This window comes from Hoeflea sp. BAL378 (genome assembly GCF_000759435.1).
Lineage (GTDB): Bacteria > Pseudomonadota > Alphaproteobacteria > Rhizobiales > Rhizobiaceae > Hoeflea.
This window is the reverse complement of the sequence record NZ_JRJG01000046.1, coordinates 1-20,655: the sequence shown is the minus strand read 5'-3', so window position 1 is coordinate 20,655 and position 20,655 is coordinate 1. Positions and strand designations below refer to the sequence as shown.

The window sequence follows — 20,655 nt, the reverse complement described above, 5'->3', positions numbered from 1 at the left end:
TTGCGGGTGGTGAAATTGGAGCGTTCCGAGGTCTCGCGCGAGCGGGTGAGGAAGGCCTCGTAGATGCCGCGGGTGGCGGCGGCCTTGCGCTCGAGCTCGCGCAGGGTGACGAATTCGACCGACTGGTCCATGGCGCGGCTCTTGGCCACCGCCATCTGGCTCGCCAGTTCCTGCTCGGTCTCCACCGCGCGCTGCAGCTCGGTCTGGGAACTGGCGACGATGCGGCGCAGCTCGGCGCTGATCTCGGTGCGGATGGTGTCGAGCGCGGATTTGGCGGCGATATATTGCGGGTGGCGCGGGCCGAGGCCGGTGGCGAGCGAATCGGCGCGCGACTTGGTCTCGGTGTATTGCTTGCGCAATTCGGTCAGGTTGGTCGACAGCAGCTCCTCGGGGAAGGCGCCGGAGAGCACGTCGTCGATGTTGACATTGGCCAGGTTGTTGGCCTTCACCCTGATGCCGACCTTCATGGCGCGGGCATTGGCGAGCTGGTCGCTCAGCGCCAGGATCACCTTGTCGTCGATATACTGGCCGCCGACGCCGACAAGCCCGTTCTCGGCCTTGAACTTCTCGACCTCGCGCTCGGCGGCGTCGAGATCGGAGCGGAGCGCGTTGATGCGGGTGTCGATGGATTCCGACGTGCGCTCAAGCAGGCTCGACTGGGCCCGGCCTTCAGAATCGAGATAGGTCTCGACGATCTGGTTGGCGATGAGCGCGGATTTTTCCGCATCGCGCGAGCTCACGCCGACGATGATGACGAAGGTCTTGGCGTCGCGCGCGACCGAGAGCGAGTCGCGCAGCTTCTCGAGCGCCTTCTGTTCCGCTTCCGAGGGGCCGCCCTCGCCGGTGAAGATCTCCTTGATCAGCGTCAGCCCGCCGCTGAGGCCGCCGGTCGGAAGCGATCCGTTGAACTCGGGATCGCGCTCCAGGCCGAGATCGGTGATGACCTTTTCCAGAACGCTGGTGGAGGACAGGATCTGCAACTGGCTGTCGGTGATGGCGAGCATCGCCTCGGTGGAGAGCTGCTGGTTGCGGATGTCGTCCTCGGTGACGCGGACCTCGCGCGGATCGATGAACAGCCGGCTTTCGGCGTAATAGCGGTGCGGCGTCGACAGGGCGAAGAGAACGCCCAGAAGCGCGCCGGCGACGGCGGCGGCGGCGATCTGCTTGCGGTAGCGGAAGACCGCGGACATCAGGATCGAGGCGTCGAGCAGCGGACGCGCGCCATCGTCCATGCCGCCCGCGGCCGCGTGCCAGTGGTAATGATCGTCGTGGCCCTGGTCGGGGCGCCGGGCCGGCGCGCGTGGCGCAGGATCGCGCGCGGCAAACTCCCGCGGCGGCGGCGTGTCCTGCGCGGGCGCATCGGCGGAGCGGCGGGCGGCCGGCTGTTCCGCCTGCGGCCCGGATCGGGCGGCATTGTCCCGAAGCGGGGCATCGGCGGCGGAGCTGTCGGCGGCGGGGCGGTCTTGCGCCGGCACGGTGCCGATCAGGCGGGCGATGCGATCGCCGAACCTCTCGCGGGTCGAGGGGGTCTGGGCCGACGGGGCCTGGGTCGATGGGATCTGGGCCGAAGCGGGCTGGGCCGCAGGCGCCGAGTCGGGGCGGAGCTGCGCCGAAGCGGCGGCATCGGCGGGCGACGGCGCGTTGCGGGAAGCGGCATAGGCGGCGGTGGACAGGCGCGCGGTGCGCGGCTGGGCGGCAAGCATCGACGGCGCCGGGCGCCGGGCCGCGGCGCCCGGGATCCGTGCCTGCCCGGATGCGCCCACGGCCTCCGGCGCCTGCGCGCGCGGAGGGGCCGGCGCGGCATGCGCGTCGCCAGCATGGTCGAGCAGCGAGCCCCGCCGGACGTGCTGCCTGTGGTCTTTGGTGGAATCGCTCATGTCCGGCTTGGGCCACCCTTGCTGGCAAAATCTCAACTTCGTTAAGGCAAGCTATAAATTCATGGGTAACAAATGGTTAATTTCCGGCCGGCAAACGAGATATCGCAGATAATTCCGTCAATTCGCCACCCGGCCGGCTTCGAGCGGCCCGCCGCCGGTCCGCCGGGATCGCTGTCCTCAAACGTCGAATTAACACATTCCGGCTATGGCTAATCGCTGAAACGGCGACTGCGGCAAGCGCGATCGTCTGCATGACGCGGTGTCCATGATTGCTCGCCTGAAAGATTTCGCCCGCGCCAACAGCGGCTCCATCCGCGCCTATCTGTCCATGGTCGGCGGATCGGCCGGCCGGCTGGTGATCTCGCTCGTCTATTTCATCGCCATCGCCAACACGCTGTCGATCAGCGAATTCGGCCTGTTCGCGACCGCTTCGGCCTGCGGCATCATGCTGTCGCGCCTGCTCGCCTTCGGCTTCGTCTCGCCGCTCTACCGCATCGCCACGGTCAAGACCCGCCTGCTCGGCGCCTACACCGCGGGCTTCCTGGCGGGCATGGTGCTGTCGGCGCCGGTGATCGCGCTCGCCGCCTGGGCCGTCTTCGCGCTGGTCTTCGCCGGGCAGATGGACGTCATCACCTACTCCAAGATCATCCTGGCGGAAGTGCTGTGCTGGCGACTGATGGAGATCGCCGTCATCGTCAGCTACGGGGTCAACCGGTTCGCCGCGGGCTCGATGCTTGTGGTGATCGCCACCTCCTTCAAAACCGTGGCGGCGGTGCTGTTCGCCCGGTTCACGGACGGATCGCTCGAGGTCTGGGCGACCTATTACATCCTCGCCAACGACCTGGCGGCGATCATCGCGGTGGCGTTCTTCTATCCGAAGATCAAGCTGCGCTGGAAGCCGGCGCTCTATCTCCGGCGCTGGGCCGACGCGGTGTCGGTGGCGGGCGCCGAAATGCTGTTCTATGTCCAGTCCGAGCTCGACAAGGTGCTGGTGCTGTCGCTGGGCGGACCGGCGGCGGCGGGGATCTACGCGATGATCATGCGGCTGGTGGATCTCACCGCCCTGCCGGTGCGCGCCTTCCTGACGGTGCTGACGCAACGGCTGATGCGCAGCGCCAGGATGCTCGACGACCTCAAGACGCGGCTCCTGCTCGAGGGCGCGGTGGCGGCGGTCTCGACCGCGGGCCTGCTCGCCATGGCAGGCTTCCTGTGGATCTTCCCCACGGCGCTCGGCAAGAATGTCTCCGAAGTCGCGCCGCTCTTGATCCTGGTGGTGCTGGTGCCGGCGTTCCGCAACCTGGTCGAGTACCATTCGGAACTGCTCTACGCGACCGGGCGGACCTTCATCCGCATGCTGGTGCTGGCGTCGCTGGCCGCGGCGAAGGCGCTGCTGCTGGCCTCGCTGCTGGGAGTCGAGCTCGAGACCCCAGTCTGGGTGGGGCTGCTCAACGCCGCGTTCCTGGTTCTGTACCTGCAATCGGCGCTGCTCACCTACCGGGCGCTGCGGTCGGTCAAGCGACGGGCGATCTAGCCTGCGAAGACGGGCCCGGTCGGGTTCTGGACGCCGGACATAACGGGAACAAACGTCCAATTATTTCCGTCGACTTTCGATACGGACAATGCCAGAACATCTGTGTTAAGCCCCTCATTCCTCAAAGGATAAAACATGAACCTCCACAGCGTCCGCACGGGCCTCGTTGCACTCGCGTTCGGTGTTACAGCAATCGGAAGTCTCGTCTCCGGCGCCCATGCCGAGGAGTTTTCCTTCACGGCCACCAATACGACCGGCACAGCCATCACCGAAGTCCTCGTGTCCGAAAACAAGAGCGACTGGGGCTATTTCGAGATCGGCAGCGGCATCAAGCCCGGCGAGACCGTCAACCTCGTCTGGTCGCAGGCCACCAACAACGAAGCCTGCGAGCAGTGGGTGAAGGCGACCTTTGCCGACGGCAGCGAATCCGAGCCGGCCAAGTTCGACTTCTGCGAAAACGGTCTCCAGCTCGACCTGTAAGCAGCCCCGCCCAGGCGGAACGCATGCCGACGGCAGGCCATCGAAGGATGGCCTGCCGTTTGTGCATCCGGAGGTGGGGTGCGCCCTGCCCTAGCCCGGCGTCACGGAGAAGGCGGCACGGCGGATCTCCGACAGCGGATGATCGACGAAGGACTGCACGCCGATGGCGATCTGGTCGGGCCCGAGGCCGCGCATGAACTGGTCGAGTCCTTCGGGCGTCTGCGGGAAAGTCTCCCGGAACCAGATCACGTGCGACAGCGAGCGGGGGTCGGCATGATGGCCGGCGCCCAGGAGGATCTCGTCGACGAAGCGGCCGTAGATCATGCATTCGGAGATGTCGCGCGAGGAAATCACCGCCCGCACCCAACCCTTGCCGGTGCAGGCCTCGATATGATCGAGCAGCGCCCGCGCGGTGTCCGCCCGCCAGGCCACCATGTTGGAGATGTAGTCATGCGCCGGATCGGGCCGGGGCGGCAGGCCGAGGATGCGGCCGGCATGGGCGAGCCAGGCGAGATGGCCGGGCGTGGCGTTAACCGCGCCGTTGTCGGCGCGGAACATGCGCAGGCTGTTGCCGGTCCAGAGGCTGGCGGGATCGAACGGACGCACCAGCACGACATCGGAATCGATGGAAAGAAGCGTGTCGGCCTCGACATGGCGGGCCAGGGCGAGGCGCCGTATCTGCTGCGCGTGCCAGCCGCGCAGCGGCGCCGAAAACGGGCTCAGCCAGATCCGCCGCCGGCCCAGGCTGAGCGGATCTGGAAACGAGCGCAGCCAGGCCGGAAACAGCTCCGCCTCGCTGATCACGGTCCGCTTCGGCCCTTCGAGCCTGCGGAACAGGGTGACATCGGCGCGCTCGACCAGGATATGGTGGTGCCAGGTGCCGCGCATGAAGCGGTCCACGCTTTCGCACAGGAGCGCGCAGCGATCGAAATCGCCGGCATAGGAAGCGGTCATGACGGCTGTCTTCATCGGAGCGCCGGCCGGGTTCTCGCAGTGTGCGGCATGGCGATCCTCAGGCGTGGACTTCCCGGTGCCGGTGCGCGCCGGAGAACTTGTAGCGGAAGACGTGGTAGAGGAAAACCGGATTGCCGACAATATAGCGGTACCACAGGCGCGACGGCTCCTGGATCAGCCGCCAGACCCATTCCAGCCGGAGATTGCGCACCGCCAGCGGCGCCCGCGGCACCGCGCCGGAGATGAAATCGAACAGGGCGCCGACGCCGAAGACCATGCGACCGTGGCCCTGCCGGATGTTGGCGTCGATCCAGATCTCCTGCTGCGGCGTTCCCATCGCCACGAGCGTGATGTCGGGGTCGAGGGCGGCGAGCTTGTCGAGCACGGCCGAACTGTCGGCCTTGTCGAAGAATCCGTCGGAGACGGCGTGGAACTCGTGCCATGGCGTCAGGATCCGGAAATTCTTCACCGCGCCGGCGAGCATTTCCGGGCGCGCGCCGATCAGCGCGACCTTGAGCGGGCGCTCGGCATAGACCAGCAGCGCCGGAATGAAATCGGTGCCGTTCAGATTGGCCGGAAAGGCGATGCCGTGCAGCGTGCGCGAGGCGATCTCGACGCCGACCCCGTCGGGCAGCACCTCGCAGCGGGACAGGCCCTGCCGGTAGCCGGCATCGCGCATGGCCAGATTGGCGTTGTTGGCGTTGAGGAAGTTGAAGATGCGCTGCGGGGTGCCGTCCTCAAGGCCGCGGGTCAGTTCGTCCAGCGCCTGGCGCCATCCGAGTGCCGCCACCCGGATGCCGATGATGTCGCGATGCCGATCCCGTTCCATTGCTCGCATTTCAACTCCAGACACCGTCAGATACAGGGCCGCCATCATGGCCTGCCCGGGTCCGGGTGTTAGCATTTTCTTAATATCTCCGCACCGCCATTCGCCAATCTCGGTTAAACCGGCGATTCACCATTCGTTAACCCTGTCCGCCGCAGCACGCCAGCCCGCGCGCCAGGGCCTGGCCCAGACCTTCGAGCTGGGCTGCATGGAAGGCGCGGCCGTCGAGATCGAGCGCCTCCCCCGCGCGCGACCGGCCCACCAGTTCGACCAGCGCCGCGGCGAAGGCCGCCGGCTCGTCGGCGGGGACGCTGTTGGCCGGGGGGCTGGAGATGCCGCGCAGGGCGTTGGCGGTGGCGACCGAGGGCAGGCCCATCTCGAAGGTCTCGATGGTCTTGAGCTGCACGCCGGTGCCGGTGCGGGAAATCAGCGGGATTACCCGGCAGGAGCGGACGAACTCGCGGGCGTCGCCGACGCGGCCGAGGAAGCTCACATTGGCCGGCGCCGGGGGAACCGAGCCGCCCGTTCCGCCGGCGATGCCGATGCGGAAATCGGCGGGCAGGCGCGGCGCCACCTCGGCGAGGAACCAGTCGAGCCCGGCGCGGTTGGCGGCCCAGGTCCAGGAGCCGATCATGCCGGCGTCGAAGGCCGTCGCGCGCGCCGCGGGCGCCTCGGGCGGCGTGACGGAGGTCACCAGCGGCAGCACGCTGGAGCGGTCCGGCCGGGCGACGCCCAGCTCCGCGCTATCGGCCTCGGCCAGGGTGAACACGTGCCGCGCGGCCGCGCAGAGGTCGCGCTCAAGGCGCGCGAGCAGGCGCGCGTCGCGGGCAAACAGCAGCCTTGTGAGCGGGTCGCCGGCGGCCCTGGCGTTGTCGGCGGCGCTGCGGGCCTCGACATTGTGGGCGACGAACAGGCATGGCCAGGCCCGGAAGATATCGAGGAACGCGCCGGGCAACTGCACCGAATTGAGGATCAGCCCGTCGATCCCGCCCATCCCGGCGAGCGCCGCCTTGATCTCGGCGGGCCGGGCAGCGTGCATCTTCGCCACCGACACCGGTTCGCCGTGGAGCACGGCATCCTTGAGCCACAGCGCCTTCTGCAGCCTGGAGACCCTGGCATTGGTCACCTCGAGGCGTCCCAGCACATGGGTGTCGCCGGGGGCCGCGGGCTCGTGGCCGGGCTGCAGGAAGCCGAGCACCGACACCCGGTGGCCGAGCAGCCTGACGGCGTCGGCGATCACCCGGTTGGCGATGTCATAGCCCGAGGCCGGGGCCCGGACCGGCACGAGCGAGGAAACGAAGACAAAATGCATGCGGGATCCATTGCGAAGCTCCCGCGGACTGTAGCGCACCCGCTTGAAGGCCGCATTAAAGGCGCGCCTCAAATGCCATGGGTCCTGTTCAGGCAATCTTCAGATTCCTGTGCTTGGATGGCCTTTCATCAACCGGACGCTTGCCCATGTCGCCTGATCCCGCTTCCGTTACCGAGCATGCGCGTTCCGCAGGCCTGAAGCCGGAGACCGTGCGCGTGGCGGTGACGCTGCCGACCTTCCGGAGGCCCGATCACCTGGTGATGACGCTCGATTCGCTGCAGGCCCAGGGCCTGGGCGCCGACACCGCCATCATCGTCATGGACAATGACGCCGAGGGGCTTGCCGGCGCGCGGGCGGCGGCGGAGTGGTTCCAGACTTCCTATGTCAAGGGCATCGTCATCGTGGCGCACCAGCGCGGCAATTGCCATGCCTACAATGCCGGCTGGGAAACGGCGCTGGCGGAGTTTCCGCGGCTCACCCATATCGCCGTGATCGACGACGACGAGATTGCCGGGCCGGGCTGGCTCACGGGCCTGATGCGCACCGCGCAGAAGACCGGGGCGGACCTGGTGGGCGGCCCGCAGGTGCCGGTGTTCGCGGACAAGGCGCTCGACGGCTGGCGCAGGCATCCGGTGTTCACCCCGCACTATGCCGAAACCGGCCTGGTGCCGATCCTCTATTCCTCCGGCAACGTGCTGATCTCGCGTCCGGTTCTCGACATGATGCCGCGGCCGTTCCTCGATCCGGCGTTCAATTTCATCGGCGGCGGCGACAGCGACTTCTACCGCCGGGCCAAGGCCAGCGGCTTCAACTTCGCCTGGAGCGCGGAAGCCGCGGTGATGGAGACGCTGATGTCGCGGCGGGCCGAATTTTCCTGGCTCAATGCCCGCTCGCTCAGAAACGGCGCCATCTCCTCGATCCTCGAGAAACGGCAATGGCCGGGGCTGCAGGGACGGGTGCGCACCTTCGCCAAATCGCTGGCGCTGCTGGCGGCGGCGCCGTGGCGCGGCCTGAGGCTCGGCCTCAAGACCGGTTCGGCGGTGATCGGCCTCTATCACCTGCAGGTGGCGCTCGGCCGGCTGATGGAAGAGTTCGGCCTGGTCAACGAGCAGTACCGCAATCCGGAAAGCAACTGAGCGCTTCCGCGCCGTCTCGCCGTCAGGTCAATGGGTGGGCGCCGGGGTTCCCTCAGGTGGCGCGTCGGTCTCGCCCACGGGCTCGCCCTTCTTCATTTCGACGGCGCCCCGCTGCATGTTCGACCGGATATCGGCCTTCGACAGGAAATCGATCTGCTCGACGATGACGTCGTGGAACACTTCCTCGCCGAGGCGTGCGTTGAGCGTGTCCTTGACCTTGGCCTTGAAGGCTTCGAGATCGAATTTCTTGTTGCCGGAGAAATCGATGACCTGCTCGCCGACAAGCGCGGTGTAGAGCACGTCGGTGACGAGATCCGGCATCGGGATCGTCAGCGCCTTCACCTTCTCGGGATCGACCGTGTAGGACAGCTTGGTCAGGAAATAGCCGTGCACCGCGCCTTCCTTGATGACCGGGATCGAGACCATGTCGCCGCGAATGGTCTCGAGGCCGCCGAACATCGCCGGATCAGGCTCGACCTGTTCCTTCTTGTTGGCGGTCTGCACCGAGAAATAGACCGACGCGAGCGCCACCGCGCAGATCCAGACCCCGGTGACCAGAAGCTTGATCATGACAGATCATGGGTCCTGAACTGGTCGGCGGAGTAGGTTCCGTCCGCTTCCGAGGCGGTGACGGTTGCCTTGATCATCTCGGCGATGTCGCGCACCGCCTCCATGTGGGCCCGGACCTTGAGCTGGTTCCGGTCGAGCTTGGCCTTGACGGTCGCGAGCAGGTTCTTCTGCTGCTCGTCGAGATCGGACGGCTTGACCACCCTGAACAGCACCGTCATGTCGTAGAGACAGCGGCTCTTGAGCGCGTTCGACTGCTTGAAGTCGAAGCGGCGATCGGAGCCTATGGCGGCGTTCTCGGCGTCAATGACGGCTTCCAGCCGGGACAGTACCCCGTTGACCCGCAGGTCGTGGGAATTCGGTTCGCTCATGAGGTTTCTCCGCGGCTGGTGATGTTCGTTGCGTCGACAGGTTCGCCCGAAGTGGAAATATCGGCGAGGATCTGCGTCTGGACTTCATGGATAAGCGAGGCGGCGCGGTTGGACACATTGGAGTTGACGCCACTCGCGGCTTCCGGCTTCAGGCCCGTCGAGAACCGGTCGGCCAGCATGCGTTCGGCGATGCCGATGCCGCCGCCCTTGGCGAGGGCCGCGCCCAACTGTTCGGCCATCATGCCCTTCCAGATCTCGCCGGCGGTGCCCTTGCCGTAGAGCTCCTCGCTGTCCTGGGGCAGCATCGAACCGATGAAATTCTGCAGGATCATCGCCTCGAAGCGCTGGTAGGACTGGGCGTTGGGGTCGCGGGCGCCCTCGGGGGCGGGCCGGGCGGGCGCCAGCACCGCGGACGGATCGGCGGAGGCAAGGAGCTGCTGCTCGAACGCGGGCGTCGCTGCCGCCTGGCCGGAGCGGCGGGCCGACGCCGCCTCGAGCATGGCTTCCGCCTTCCGCGCCACGGCCGGATCGGCGGCTTTCACCACGTCGAGAATGAGATCGGTTGCCGTCTGTATGGACAAAGAGACTGCCTCGCGAAAAGGGACCGGGAATGATCCCCTCCAGTATCGCCTATGAAGCTTACGCTGGCCTTGTGCTGTCCGGGGCGGCGCCGAGGAAGGCCTCGAGCAGGTCGAGCAGCGTTTCATCATCGGCCAGCCGATCCTCGTTCCTCGCCGCTTCGCCGGCCTGTTCCTGCAGCCGGTCTGCCTTGGTCTTCTCGACCAGGACGCGCTTTTCCTGCACCGCCTTCATGCCGGAGAGGTGCTGCGCGCGGACGGAGAGGCGCTGGAAGCGCTGGGCGTAGTGATGCGACATCGCGGCGTGGACCGGGTCGAGCGAGCCGATCGCCTCCACCAGCGCGTCCTGGGTGGCCTCGGCCAGCGCCTGTTCGCGCAGGATGCGGGACAATTCGTTCTCGGTCATGCGCTCGATCTGGCGCTGGACCCGGACCAAGCGGGAGAGTTTGTCGGCGCGCGACCCGGCCATCTCAGGGCAGGCCCAGATAGAGCGGCTCGAAGCCGTTGACGAACAGGGTGAAGAAGGATTGCGAGCCGAAATAGAGCAGGATCAGCCCGCCGAACAGGATGAACGGAATCGAGATGAAGTAGACCGGAATCTGCGGCGACAGCTTGTTGACCATGCCGATCGACAGGTTGAAGATCAGGCCGTAGACGAGGAACGGGCTCGCCAGCCTGAGCGCCAGCATGAAGGCGCCGGCGAGCGTGTCGGTCAGCGTCATCAGCGCCATGCGGGGATCGAAATCCGCGCCGACCGGCATGAAGCTGTAGGACCGCACCAGGGCCGCGATCACCATGTGGTGAAAATCGCTGAGGAACAGCACGAACAGGACGGTGAAGCTGATGAAGGCGGTGATGTGGCCCTCGGGCTCGGCCTCGAGGAGGCCCCCGCCGGGCGCCGCATTGAAGCCGATCGCCATGGAGATGCCGGTGCCGGCGAACTGCATCGCCAGGACGATGTAGCGGGCGATCAGCCCCATGGTGACGCCGATGAGCATCTCGACGCCGACCAGCAGCAGATAGTTGCTGCCGCCGCCCTGGACCCGGGGATAGATCGAATCCCACATCACCGGAAGCAGGGCCATGGACACGGCGACCGCGATGAACAGGCGGATCTGCACCGGGACGCGGAAGCTGGAAAATCCCGGAAGCACCATGATGCAGGCGCCGATCCGGCAGAACGCCGCGAACAGCGCCAGCACCGTGCCTTCCGGATCCGCGATCACGAAATGGCGCCCAGGAGCTTGACCTCGATGCCCTTGGCGATCTCGACATGGGAGAGGACCGGCAGCGTGGCGAAGATGCGCTCGACGATCATGCGCACATAGGGGCGGGAATCGGGCGAGGTGACGAGCACGAAGGGAACGCCCTTGTCCATGTGCTCGCGGACGACCTTGGTGGCGTCCTCGGAGAATTCCTCGAGCATGCGTGGATCGATGTCGAACTCGATGACCTCGCCCTTGGGATCGCGCTTGAGTGCCTGGTGGAAGGCGAGGTCCCAGCGGTTGCCGAGCCTGAGTACATTGAGCTGACCGTTGCGGGCGATGTCGCCGCAGAGCTGCTGGGCCATGCGGATGCGCACATGCTCGACGATCTGCTCGGTCTTGCGCACATGCGGCGCGAGTTCGGCGACCGCCTCGAGGATGAGATGCAGGTTGCGGATCGAGACGCGCTCGGCGAGCAGCAGCTTGAGCACCGCCTGGAAGCCCGAATAGGACATGTGCGAGGTGCAGATCTCGTCGGCGAGCTTGCGGTATTCCGGATCGAGCCGGTCGATCAGGATCTTCATGTCCTTGTAGGACAGGAGCTGCGGCAGGTTGTTGCGGATCACTTCGGAGAGATGGGTCAGCACCACCGAGACGTTGTCGATCGGCTGGAAGCCCTCGCGCTTGAGATCTTCGGCGAAGTTCTCGGGCACCGACAGCGCCGGCAGGCCGAAGGCCGGCTCGCGGATCTCGTCGCCGGGCAGCGACGGCCGGCGGGAGCCGGAGAGCACCACCATCAGTTCGCCTACGCGCAGGTCGTTGGCCGCCACCGTGGTGCCGTGGATGCGGATCTGGTAGCTCTTGTCCTTGATCGAGATGTCGTCGGTGACCTTGATCTCGGGCACGACGAAGCCGAACTGGGTGGCGAACTTCTTGCGCATCTTGGCGACGCGGAACGCCAGTTCCTCGTGGCTTCCCAGAAGCTTGGTGGCCACCTGCTTGCCGAGCACCAGTTCGATCTCGGCGGTCTTGAGGATCGACTTGACCGAATCCTTCTCCTTGTCCTTTTCCTCCTGCTCGCTGCGGTGCACTTCCTGCGCCTCGGCGCGGGCCTTGCGGTCGCGCCGGCGCGGGATCACCCAGCTCCCGAAGGCCATCACCGAGGCCAGGAAGACGAAGGGCAGGAACGGCAGGCCGGGCATGACCGCAAGCAGGAACAGCAGTCCCGAGGCCGCGAACAGCGCGCGCGGGTAGCCCGCGAGCTGGTCGATCACCGCCTCGTCGGTGGTGCCGAGCTGGCCGCCGCGCGAGACCAGCAGGCCGGCGGCGAGCGAGACGATCAGCGCCGGGATCTGGCTGACGAGGCCGTCGCCGACCGACAGGCGCACGAAGACATCGGCCGCCTCGCCGATTTCCATGCCGTGGCGGGCATAGCCGATGATGACGCCGCCGAACATGTTGATGGCGGTGATCAGCAGGCCGGCGATGGCGTCGCCGCGGACGAATTTCGAGGCGCCGTCCATGGAGCCGAAGAAGGAGCTTTCCATCTCCAGCTCGCGGCGGCGGTCATGGGCCTGCTTGTCGTTGATCATGCCGGCCGAGAGGTCGGCGTCGATGGCCATCTGCTTGCCGGGGATGGCGTCAAGGGTGAAGCGCGCCCCCACTTCGGCGATGCGGGTGGCGCCCTTGGTGATGACGATGAAATTCACCGTCACCAGAATGAGGAAGACGATGACGCCGATGACGAAATCGCCCGACATGACCATCTGCGAGAAGCCGCCGATCACCTGCCCCGCGGCCTCCGTGCCGAGATGGCCTTCCGACAGGATGACGCGGGTGGTGGCGATGTTGAGCGACAGCCGCATCATGGTGGCAATCAGCAGGATGGTCGGGAACGAGGAGAAATCCAGCGGCCGCTTGATCCACAGCGCCACCATCAGGATCAGCACCGAGAAGGCGATGGAGAAGGCCAGGCCCAAATCGATCAGGAAGGCGGGGATGGGCAGGAACAGGATCGAAAGGATGACGACGATGCCGAAGGCAAAGCCCATGTCCTTTCCCTGGAAACTCGTCTTCTGGATCGCCAGCGCCTGCGGATCGGCCATACTGTGGTGAGCTCCGGGTCACGGCGCCGGCATCATGCAGGCGCGATTTGTGAGGCGACCCTAAGGGCTGAAGCTTGCGCGAAGGTGGCAGGGACAGGCCGGGGCCGAGAAAACCGGCGGCGGCGCGGGAGCCCCGCCGGCGCTGGGCCAGGGCAAACGCAAAGGCGCTAGAAGCCGGTCTCGATGCGCTGGAAGACGATGTTGGTGAAGGTCGAGATCTGCGCGCCGACGAAGGGCGCGGAGACGGCCACCGTGATCAGGATGGCGACGATCTTGGGGACGAAGGTCAGGGTGATTTCCTGAACCTGGGTCAGGGCCTGGATGAAGGCGATGCCGACGCCGACGAACATCGCCACGAAGACGGCCGGTCCGGAACAGACCAGCACGGTCCAGATCATGGTCTGGACGATATCGAGGGCGTCGGCTTCGTTCATCTCAGCGGATCGTCACGCCGGCGCCGACGACAAGCTGCTTGCCGCTGTCGAGCACCGCGATCAGCCCGTCGGAATAGACCTTGACCTCGGTAACGATGCCGGACGTCTTCTCGTCGGCGCTGGTGATGGTGCGGCCGATGATCGATCCGGCCTGGTTGAGCGTCGAGGACTGCAGCAGGCTCTCGAGGTTCTTGTTGGTGACGATGGTCTGCTCGACCTGGCTGAAGGTGGCCAACTGCGCGATCTGGTCGGTGGCGTCCATCGGATCGGTTGGATCCTGGCTCTTCATCTGCTGGACCAGCAGCGTCAGGAAGGTATCGTAATCGAGCGTTGTCTTCTTGGCGGCGGTGTCGGCCGCCGATCCGCCGGTTGGCGAGGTTGCGCTGTTGACTCCTCCTACGACCATGGTGCGAGCTCCCTGCGGATCTGTTCGATGGTGCCCGCGGGCATCGCCGATGTGTTGAGAATCTGTTCTTCGATCGGATAGAGCGCGCGGATCGCCTTCAGCGCCTCGAAGGCGCGGCCCTGGGTGACCATGCCGTCGATGTGCTTGAGTTCGGCGAGCACCTCGTCGTTCTTGAAGCAGGTCAGCAGCATGACCACCGACTTGCGGAACATGCCCATGGCCTGATCGGCGCCTTCGGGGTTGATCAGCATCATCTGCACGATGAAATAGAGCTGCCTGAGCGGCGTGGTCGCCTGCTCGGGCTGCAGCACGTGGTTTTCGAGCAGGAAGGTCACGTCGTTGAGGAATTCCAGCGCCACCTTCCGGTCCACCCGCAGGACGGCTCCATTGATGAAGATGCGTTCGCCGGCCTTGAGGGAAATGCGCAGTGAACTTTTCATTTCAGCCCGTCCCTGATGATGAGTGAGATGTCGATGATCCCCTGGAAATTGTCGGACTTGCGCTGACGGATGCGCTCGGCCTCCTTGAGGATCCAGATTCCGATCGAGATGAGATTGGCGCGAAGCTCGTTGGAGAGCTGGTTCTCGGGAGAGGCGAGGTCTTCCACGAAACGCACCCAGAGGCGGCTGACGAAGTAGACAGCTTCAATTGCATCGCGGGATTCGAGGCCATTGCTCTTGGCGGCGGTCAGCAGGGCAATCGAATGGTTGATCGCCTCTCGCTCGCGCTCGCGCGCTTCGGCAACTCCATCCTCCTGCACATCCGCATATGAAAACTGGTACATTCAGACGCCCTTCATGTTTGTCAATTTGCCAGGCTACCCCTGGCGACGCAGTTACAGGTAATTCATCAGGCTCATCTTCTGGATCCGGGCGGTGAGCGCGTAGGACGTCTCGACCTGGTCCAGCAGGGTCTGCATGCGGGTCGAGGCCGCGTAGGCATCCACGCCTTCGATATCGCCCAGATGCAGGGTAATGATCTTGATTTGCGAGACCAGCGCCGTATTGGCCTTGGTCACGCGGTTCTCGGCCACGCCGAGATTGGAACGCTGGTTGTCGATGCCGGTGACCGCCTGCCCGGCATACTCGATCGCCTTGGCGTTGACGGCCGTGCGTACTTCGGCGCCGATGGCGGAATCCAGCAGCTCGATGCCGATGACCGCGGCCAGCGCGAAGTTGCGCATGCCGGCGGCATTGGCGTTGACGCCCGAATCCACCACTTCGTTGCTGAGGATGCGGCTTGAAATATTGGTGTCGGAAGCGCTCGACCAGTTGGTGTTCCAGTCCGCGCCCGAGAACGAGGGCTCGAGCACGTTGGTGATGAAGTTGTCCATCTGCGCGACGGTGATGCCGGCGGCGAGCGGGTCGTCCTGGCTGAAGCCGAAATGGCCCAGGAAGGTGGCGTCGAACGCGGCCTTGGGGGTCGACCCGGCTTCGAAATAGTCCTCGACCGGCTTGGTGTTGGAATTGATGCCGGAGAAGAGATACTCGCCGTTGGACGAGGTGTTGACCGCCACCGTGAAGGAGCCGAGCGAAGCCTCGACATCGCGGCGCGCGATCAGCAGATTGTTGGCGTCGTCGGAGCCGTTGACCGAGATGAAGGCTTCCAGCATCTGCTGGGCGCTGTCGGCCATCAGATCGAGAGCGGACTGGGACGCCGACAGGCGCTGGGTCACCAGCGCGTTGGAATCCTGGATGTTCTTGAGCCGCGAGACGTCGTGGTTGAGCGTGACGCTGTTGGAGGTCTTGGCGCCGAGCGACAGGCCGATGTCGGCGAAGCGGCCGGAGACGATTTCCTTCTGAAGCGTCTGCACCTCGCTTTGGCCACGGGAAATGGTCAACCGCATGGAGCTCTGCATCGCCAGGTTGGATATGAAACTGACTTTCATGTGCTTACCCCGCCGCCGCCATGAGCGCCTTCAGCATTTCGTCAACGACCGAAATGAGGCGGGCGGAAGCCTTGTAGGACTGCTCCAGCTCGAGCAGCATGGACATCTCTTCATCGAGCGACACGCCGGTCTCGTTCGACAGCGCCTCGCTCGAGCGGAACCGCGTGGCCTCGCGCGTTTCGGCGGCCGAGTCGGCCTCGCTGCGGTGGAGTTCGAGCCAGCCGACGGAATCGGAGGCGAAATCCATCAGGCTGACCGAAGCGGACAGCTCGGCCGCGGGGTCGAAGGCCATCGGCTTGTCGAGCGCCAGCACATAGCCGTCCAGCAGCGTCGAGAAGCCGGCATTGCCGGCCGGGTTGGCGACGTAGGCGGCGCCGTTGATGCCGCCGTCGCGCAGCAGTTGCGGATTGCCGCCGAGCGACTGGACCAGGGCCGGGTTGACGGTGATCGTCGCGGCGATGCCCTGGACGATGGTCGCTCCGACGGGAACGGTGCCGCCGCCCCAGGTGAACAGCCCCGGCGCGTCGGGAAGCGCCGGAACGGCGGACTGGTCGGTCTCGGCGAATGTGACGATGAGCGCGCGGGCGACCTCGTCGAGCTGATCCTGCATCGCCGGCGCATAGACGTCGCGGATCTGCAGAAGCGATTGCAGCGATCCGCGGGCGGTCGTGGTGGCGCCCTCGCCCGCCGCCAGCGCCACGCCGTCGACATAGATCGACTTGCCGTCGATGCCCGCCGCAAACCCGGACGAGGCGTCGAAGGTGACCGGCCGCGCCGAGGTTTCGAACAGGGTGATGCCGTCGGCCGTGTAGATGGCCATGTCGTTGCCGGGCCGGGTGACGGTGGTCACGCCGATGATCTCGGAAATCTGCTTGAGGATGGAATCGCGCTCGTCGAGCTCGGCGCTGATGTCCTTGCCGGTCTGGGTGCCGCTGTAGACCGCCTTGTTGTTGGTCTCGAAATTGGAAAGCAGTTCGTTGAGCGTGTGGACCTGGCGGGAGATCTCCTGGTCGGTCTGGAGCCGGACATCCTGGACGGCGGCGGAGGCATCGCGCAGGCCGATGGCCACGGTGTTGGCGTCGGCGATGGCGGTCTGCGCCAGCGTGCTTTCGCCGGGCTTGGCCGCATAGCTCGACAGCGTGTCGCGCATGTTGGCGATCAGCGTCGCCGGCGCGCTTTCATAGTCGTTGCCGCCGAGGATGTCCTTCAGATTGGTCAGCCCGGCGAGCAGCGTATCCTGGCCGCTCGCCATCGACGTGCTGCTGATGGTCTTGCGGAACAGGACTTCGTCCTGGGCCCGCTGGATGGTGACGACCTGGGCCCCGACCAGCGAGGTGGCCAGCACCGCGTTGCGCCGGGAATAGTCGGCGTTGGAGGCATTGGAAATATTACGGGACAGGATACTCGTCTGCGTCGCGTAATTCGACAAAGACGTCTGGGCGGAACTTATCGCCGATGACAATGACATATACTGACCTTTCTATCGTCCAAAGCTCAAGTCAGCGCTTGAGATTGACGAGCACGTCCATCAAATCGGATCCGGTCTGGAAGACCTTGGAGTTGGCGGTATAGCTGCGCTGCGAGGCAATCATGTCGGTGAGTTCCCGGGCCATGTCGACATTGGAGCTTTCGAGCGCGCCGGAGATGATCTGGCCGAAGCCGCCGGAGCCGGCGAAGCCGGTGGTGACGACGCCCGAATCCACGCCCTGCTGGTAGACGTTGCCGGCCAGCGGCTGGAGCTTGTCGGCGCTGGACACCCGGGCCAGCGCGATGCGGTAGAGCGGCTTGAGCTCGCCGTTCTCCTGCTTGGCGTAGATCGTGCCGTCCTCGGAAATGACCACGTCGGTGACCGCGCTGGGGGCGTTGCCGTTGACGTCGCCCTTCTGGACGGTGAAGCTGTAGTCGAGCTGGGTCATCTTCGACAGGTCGACGGTCAAGCCGGCGCCGCCGGGAACGGTCAGCGCGATGTCGGTCGGGCTGGTCGCCGTCAGCAGGCCCTTGTTCAGGGGGTCGAAGGTCAGCGTGGTGGTCGCCAGAGCGGCAGAAGCGTAGGGAAACGACGTGCCGGGGGTGGCGCCGGCGCGGTCGTAAACAGTGACCTCCCAGGTGTCGGTCCCCGTCTTGGTGTAATAGAAGTCCAGCAGCACTTCGCCGCCGAGATTGTCGTAGGCGACCAGCGAGCTCTTGTGGCTGTATACCGCGGTGGCCGAGTTGGTGGACGGCAGATCGGCGGCCGGGACGATGGCTTCGCCGGCATCCAGGTTGGCCGAGAAGATGCCGGTGGTGGAGGCGTTGGCGGCCAGGCTGCCCGACGCGATGTTGACCGGAACCAGGCCGTCGAAGCCGTTGACCACGGGGGCAGGAACGCCGCTGTCGTAGTCATAGCCGAGCAGGGTGTAGCCGGCGGCATTGACCAGATTGCCTGCGCCATCGGGAACGAAGGAGCCGGCGCGGGTCAGGAACGGGATGCCGTTGGAATCCTCGACGATGAAGAAGCCGTCGCCGTCGATCGCGAGATCCGTGGCCGAGGTGGTGAATTCGAGCGTGCCCGCTTCGGAAATGGCGTAGCGCACGTCGGTCTGCACGGCGCCCGAATTGTAGGAGCTGTTGGCGCCCGGCAGAACCAGGGAGGAGAACTGCACCGAGGCCTTCTTGTAGCCCGTGGTGTTGGCGTTGGCGATATTGTCGGCCACCGTGCTCAGGCGGTTGGCCTGAGCGTTCATGCCGGAGGCGCCGGTGCTCATCATTCCGTAAAGGCTCATCGCGTCATCCCTCGTTTCATACGATGTCCAGACTAGCTGGCGGGCCTTGCGTGAACCTGTTTCCAACCGCCCGGAAGATCGTGACCGGCCGAGTTCATTCGGCCGGTCACGACAGGTTCATTTCCAATCGATCAGGTAGCCAAGGAACCGCTTGGAATCGATCGGGTCGAAGCCAAGCTTCTTGCGAAGTTTCTTGCGCAGCTTGGAGATGTGGCTTTCCACCACATTCTCTTCGACGTCCTCGTCAAAGATTCCGTAGATGGCGTTGAAAATCTGCTGTTTTGTCACCCTGCGGCCACGGTTGGCGACAAGGTATTCGAGAATGCGCCGCTCGCGCCGCGGAAGGGCGAAGGTCTGCTGCTCGATTTCCGGATCGCGGCCGTCCGAGAACACCCGGATCGGGCCGATGTCGATGTGGCTCGTCAGCGTCTTCAGGCGCCGCCGGATCGCCGCCGCCCGGGCCAGGATTTCGCGCGGATGGACCGGCTTGCGCACGACGTCATCGACGCCGCTGTCGAAGAACGCCAGGGTCGCTTCCAGAGACGGCGTATCGCTGACCGCGATCACCGGCGCCTGGGACCGGTCGCGGATGGCCCGCGGCAGGTCCAGCGTGTGGCTGCCCTGGCCGATCAGGAAGGCTTCGACAGCCTCCAGATCGGAATCCGCCGCCGCATGCACCCATTCGCCGAATTCGATGGAATCGAAACTCGCCGAAGGCACGCCTTCCCTACCAAAAAGAGATGTGTATCCGTCTTTGACCAATTTCCGGTCATCAACCACTACGATCATTCGTCCGCCTCCGAATCAGTGTGGTACGTCATGCCCATAGGAGTACGAAGGCGGTGAATCAGGGTAAACTATGAAATCCGGAGGGTATATTTTAAGAGTTGATTAACCATGTTTTGCACTGATTTGGCTATATGTTGTGGGCAACCTGTGGATATTCACTATTTATTCGGGGAAAAGTTAACAAAAGGTTAATTTTTCGCTTGCGCTGTTAACCTTTGCCCAATTGCTGCCTTATTGCTGAACGAGCGCCGGCACAATCCATTTTTCGCGTTTTGGTTGTATCAACGGCAGAATGAGCTTGCCTCGGGCGTCCATGCTCCGTAGCCGGTGGCGACGAGATTTGCGATCACACGGCAGACATAGCGCTTCTGCGCCGGATCGTTGTCGGGACCGGCGTGATAGCGGGCGACCGCCATCGTCCAGGTCTCGTGGCGGGCATGCAGCCGGGCCAGGAACCGCGCCGCATAATCGACATTGGCGCGCGGATCGAGCATCGCCCCCACCGACCTGAATTCGGCGCCGTGGTAATGGTGATTGATCTGCATGCAGCCGAGATCGATCAGGCTCTTGCCCTCCGCGCGGGCGCGCTCGAACTCCCTGAGCGCCTCGCCGCTGCTCTTTGCATAGACCGTGCGTCCCTCGATGTTGAGCGCATAGGGATAGAGCGCGCCCTTGCGCCCGGTTTCGGTCAGGCCCACGGAATAGAGGATGCCGGCCGGCACGCCATAGGTCCGCGCCGCCGCCAGGATCTCGGCTTCGCAGGCCCCGGCCGCGGCGTGTGCGCCGCGGGGTGCGCCGGACTCAAAGATAAACGCCGTCAGTGCGGCCAGCGCCAGACCCAGAATACGGATTTTGCTCACGGCCCTGTCCTCCATCCTGGTGTGCTCCCTGCTGGCGGGAGTTGTTGCCGTCATTGCGGCCGCCGGACGAAGACTGCGCATCGCCCGAACCCGACCCGTGGAACCCGCCCTGGAAAGCCTGCTGCGGCGTCTGGCCGGCGGGGCGGTCGGGAGAGGTTACATGCTGGACGGTGATCTGTTCGACCGCATAGCCCTGGGCACGCATGGCCTTGAGGATGGACTGGTTGTCGTCCTTGAGCTGGCGGTAGGCCTCGGCGGTTTCGACCTGGATCGACACCGAGAGGTCCTCGCCGGTGAGCTTGAGCACCGCGGTCACGCTGCCGAGCGCGACCGGATTGAGCTGAAGCTTCAGCGTATGCAGCATCTGGCCGGAGGCCGGCTGGGCGGCGGCAGCGGCTGCGGCCTGCGCGGGAGCCGCGCGGCCCGCCGCCAACGCCGCATCGCTGGCCTCGATCAGCGACCGGGTGAGCATCTGGGCGTTGCCGGTCAGCGACGGCGCCGGCATGAACCGGCGCGAGTCGATGACCTCGACCTGGCCTGCCTTCGGGCTCACCGGCTCTTCGGCGGCAAGGCC

Annotated in this window: 23 protein-coding genes; 3 read left to right on the top strand and 20 right to left on the bottom strand. The window is 65.3% G+C overall.

Annotated features, from left to right (window positions below):
- Window positions 1–1,877: GumC family protein (locus LL06_RS26395; RefSeq protein WP_161784971.1), on the bottom strand; the 1,877-nt coding region annotated here is incomplete at its 3' end.
- 265 nt (window positions 1,878–2,142) lie between these two features.
- On the opposite strand from LL06_RS26395, the gene LL06_RS12295 reads away from it, so the two are divergent.
- Together LL06_RS12295 and LL06_RS12290 are read left to right on the top strand one after the other, a co-directional pair.
- Entirely contained in the window at window positions 2,143–3,408 is a 1,266-nt protein-coding gene (locus LL06_RS12295) for a transporter (RefSeq protein ID WP_035526960.1), read from the top strand.
- A 135-nt stretch (window positions 3,409–3,543) separates the two neighbouring features.
- The gene (locus LL06_RS12290) at window positions 3,544–3,888 is read left to right on the top strand and encodes a hypothetical protein (protein WP_052161485.1); all 345 of its coding nucleotides are present in this window, start codon (window positions 3,544–3,546) and stop codon (window positions 3,886–3,888) included.
- 90 nt (window positions 3,889–3,978) lie between these two features.
- On the opposite strand, the gene LL06_RS12285 is transcribed toward LL06_RS12290, so the two are convergent.
- The 3 genes from LL06_RS12285 to LL06_RS12275 form a co-directional block, all read right to left on the bottom strand.
- A complete protein-coding gene (locus LL06_RS12285; protein WP_244447113.1) occupies window positions 3,979–4,842 on the bottom strand; it encodes a DUF6492 family protein in 864 nt (287 codons plus the stop codon).
- Window positions 4,843–4,900: 58 nt separating this feature from the next.
- On the bottom strand, window positions 4,901–5,671 hold the full coding sequence (locus tag LL06_RS12280) for a WecB/TagA/CpsF family glycosyltransferase (protein WP_035526954.1): 771 nt from the start codon (window positions 5,669–5,671) through the stop codon (window positions 4,901–4,903).
- Between the two features lie 136 nt (window positions 5,672–5,807).
- Window positions 5,808–6,980, bottom strand: coding sequence for a glycosyltransferase family 4 protein (locus tag LL06_RS12275; protein WP_035526951.1), 1,173 nt, complete (start codon window positions 6,978–6,980; stop codon window positions 5,808–5,810).
- A 146-nt stretch (window positions 6,981–7,126) separates the two neighbouring features.
- Here LL06_RS12275 and LL06_RS12270 point away from each other — a divergent pair, with 146 nt between their 5' ends.
- A complete protein-coding gene (locus LL06_RS12270; RefSeq protein ID WP_035526947.1) occupies window positions 7,127–8,116 on the top strand; it encodes a glycosyltransferase in 990 nt (329 codons plus the stop codon).
- Between the two features lie 27 nt (window positions 8,117–8,143).
- Here the strand turns inward: LL06_RS12270 and LL06_RS12265 are convergent, their stop codons facing one another.
- From LL06_RS12265 to LL06_RS12190, 16 genes are all read right to left on the bottom strand, one after another.
- Window positions 8,144–8,686, bottom strand: a complete 543-nt coding sequence (locus LL06_RS12265) for a hypothetical protein (protein WP_035526944.1) — start codon at window positions 8,684–8,686, stop codon at window positions 8,144–8,146.
- A complete protein-coding gene (locus LL06_RS12260; RefSeq protein WP_035526941.1) occupies window positions 8,683–9,054 on the bottom strand; it encodes a hypothetical protein in 372 nt (123 codons plus the stop codon). Before LL06_RS12260 ends, LL06_RS12265 begins: the two co-directional genes overlap by 4 nt.
- On the bottom strand, window positions 9,051–9,635 hold the full coding sequence (locus LL06_RS12255; protein WP_052161482.1) for a rod-binding protein: 585 nt from the start codon (window positions 9,633–9,635) through the stop codon (window positions 9,051–9,053). Before LL06_RS12255 ends, LL06_RS12260 begins: the two co-directional genes overlap by 4 nt.
- Window positions 9,636–9,693: 58 nt before the next feature.
- Window positions 9,694–10,101, bottom strand: a complete 408-nt coding sequence (locus tag LL06_RS12250; protein ID WP_035526937.1) for a hypothetical protein — start codon at window positions 10,099–10,101, stop codon at window positions 9,694–9,696.
- Between the two features lies 1 nt (window position 10,102).
- Window positions 10,103–10,858, bottom strand: coding sequence for a flagellar biosynthetic protein FliR (gene fliR, locus LL06_RS12245; protein WP_035526934.1), 756 nt, complete (start codon window positions 10,856–10,858; stop codon window positions 10,103–10,105).
- On the bottom strand, window positions 10,855–12,942 hold the full coding sequence (gene flhA / locus LL06_RS12240) for a flagellar biosynthesis protein FlhA (protein WP_035526931.1): 2,088 nt from the start codon (window positions 12,940–12,942) through the stop codon (window positions 10,855–10,857). The genes fliR and flhA overlap by 4 nt, the downstream gene beginning before the upstream one ends.
- Before the next feature lie 167 nt (window positions 12,943–13,109).
- Window positions 13,110–13,376: a flagellar biosynthetic protein FliQ gene (locus LL06_RS12235; RefSeq protein ID WP_035526927.1), complete on the bottom strand. Its 267-nt coding sequence runs from the start codon at window positions 13,374–13,376 to the stop codon at window positions 13,110–13,112.
- Between the two features lies 1 nt (window position 13,377).
- Window positions 13,378–13,782, bottom strand: coding sequence for a flagellar hook assembly protein FlgD (flgD, locus tag LL06_RS12230; RefSeq protein WP_035526924.1), 405 nt, complete (start codon window positions 13,780–13,782; stop codon window positions 13,378–13,380).
- A complete protein-coding gene (gene flbT, locus LL06_RS12225) occupies window positions 13,773–14,222 on the bottom strand; it encodes a flagellar biosynthesis repressor FlbT (protein ID WP_035526921.1) in 450 nt (149 codons plus the stop codon). Before flbT ends, flgD begins: the two co-directional genes overlap by 10 nt.
- The gene (flaF, locus tag LL06_RS12220) at window positions 14,219–14,566 is read right to left on the bottom strand and encodes a flagellar biosynthesis regulator FlaF (RefSeq protein WP_035526918.1); all 348 of its coding nucleotides are present in this window, start codon (window positions 14,564–14,566) and stop codon (window positions 14,219–14,221) included. Before flaF ends, flbT begins: the two co-directional genes overlap by 4 nt.
- 51 nt (window positions 14,567–14,617) lie before the next feature.
- Complete coding sequence (locus LL06_RS12215; RefSeq protein ID WP_035526915.1) at window positions 14,618–15,670, bottom strand: flagellar hook-associated family protein; 1,053 nt, start codon at window positions 15,668–15,670, stop codon at window positions 14,618–14,620.
- Between the two features lie 4 nt (window positions 15,671–15,674).
- On the bottom strand, window positions 15,675–17,138 hold the full coding sequence (gene flgK, locus LL06_RS12210) for a flagellar hook-associated protein FlgK (protein WP_035526912.1): 1,464 nt from the start codon (window positions 17,136–17,138) through the stop codon (window positions 15,675–15,677).
- Between the two features lie 31 nt (window positions 17,139–17,169).
- Window positions 17,170–18,432, bottom strand: coding sequence for a flagellar hook protein FlgE (locus LL06_RS12205; protein WP_035526909.1), 1,263 nt, complete (start codon window positions 18,430–18,432; stop codon window positions 17,170–17,172).
- Between the two features lie 117 nt (window positions 18,433–18,549).
- The gene (locus LL06_RS12200) at window positions 18,550–19,221 is read right to left on the bottom strand and encodes a response regulator transcription factor (protein WP_035526907.1); all 672 of its coding nucleotides are present in this window, start codon (window positions 19,219–19,221) and stop codon (window positions 18,550–18,552) included.
- 281 nt (window positions 19,222–19,502) lie between these two features.
- Window positions 19,503–20,042, bottom strand: coding sequence for a transglycosylase SLT domain-containing protein (locus tag LL06_RS12195; RefSeq protein WP_244447114.1), 540 nt, complete (start codon window positions 20,040–20,042; stop codon window positions 19,503–19,505).
- Window positions 20,023–20,655, bottom strand: a 633-nt coding sequence (locus LL06_RS12190) for a flagellar hook-length control protein FliK (protein ID WP_035526904.1), incomplete at its 5' end; no start/stop codon positions are given. The genes LL06_RS12190 and LL06_RS12195, both read right to left, overlap by 20 nt.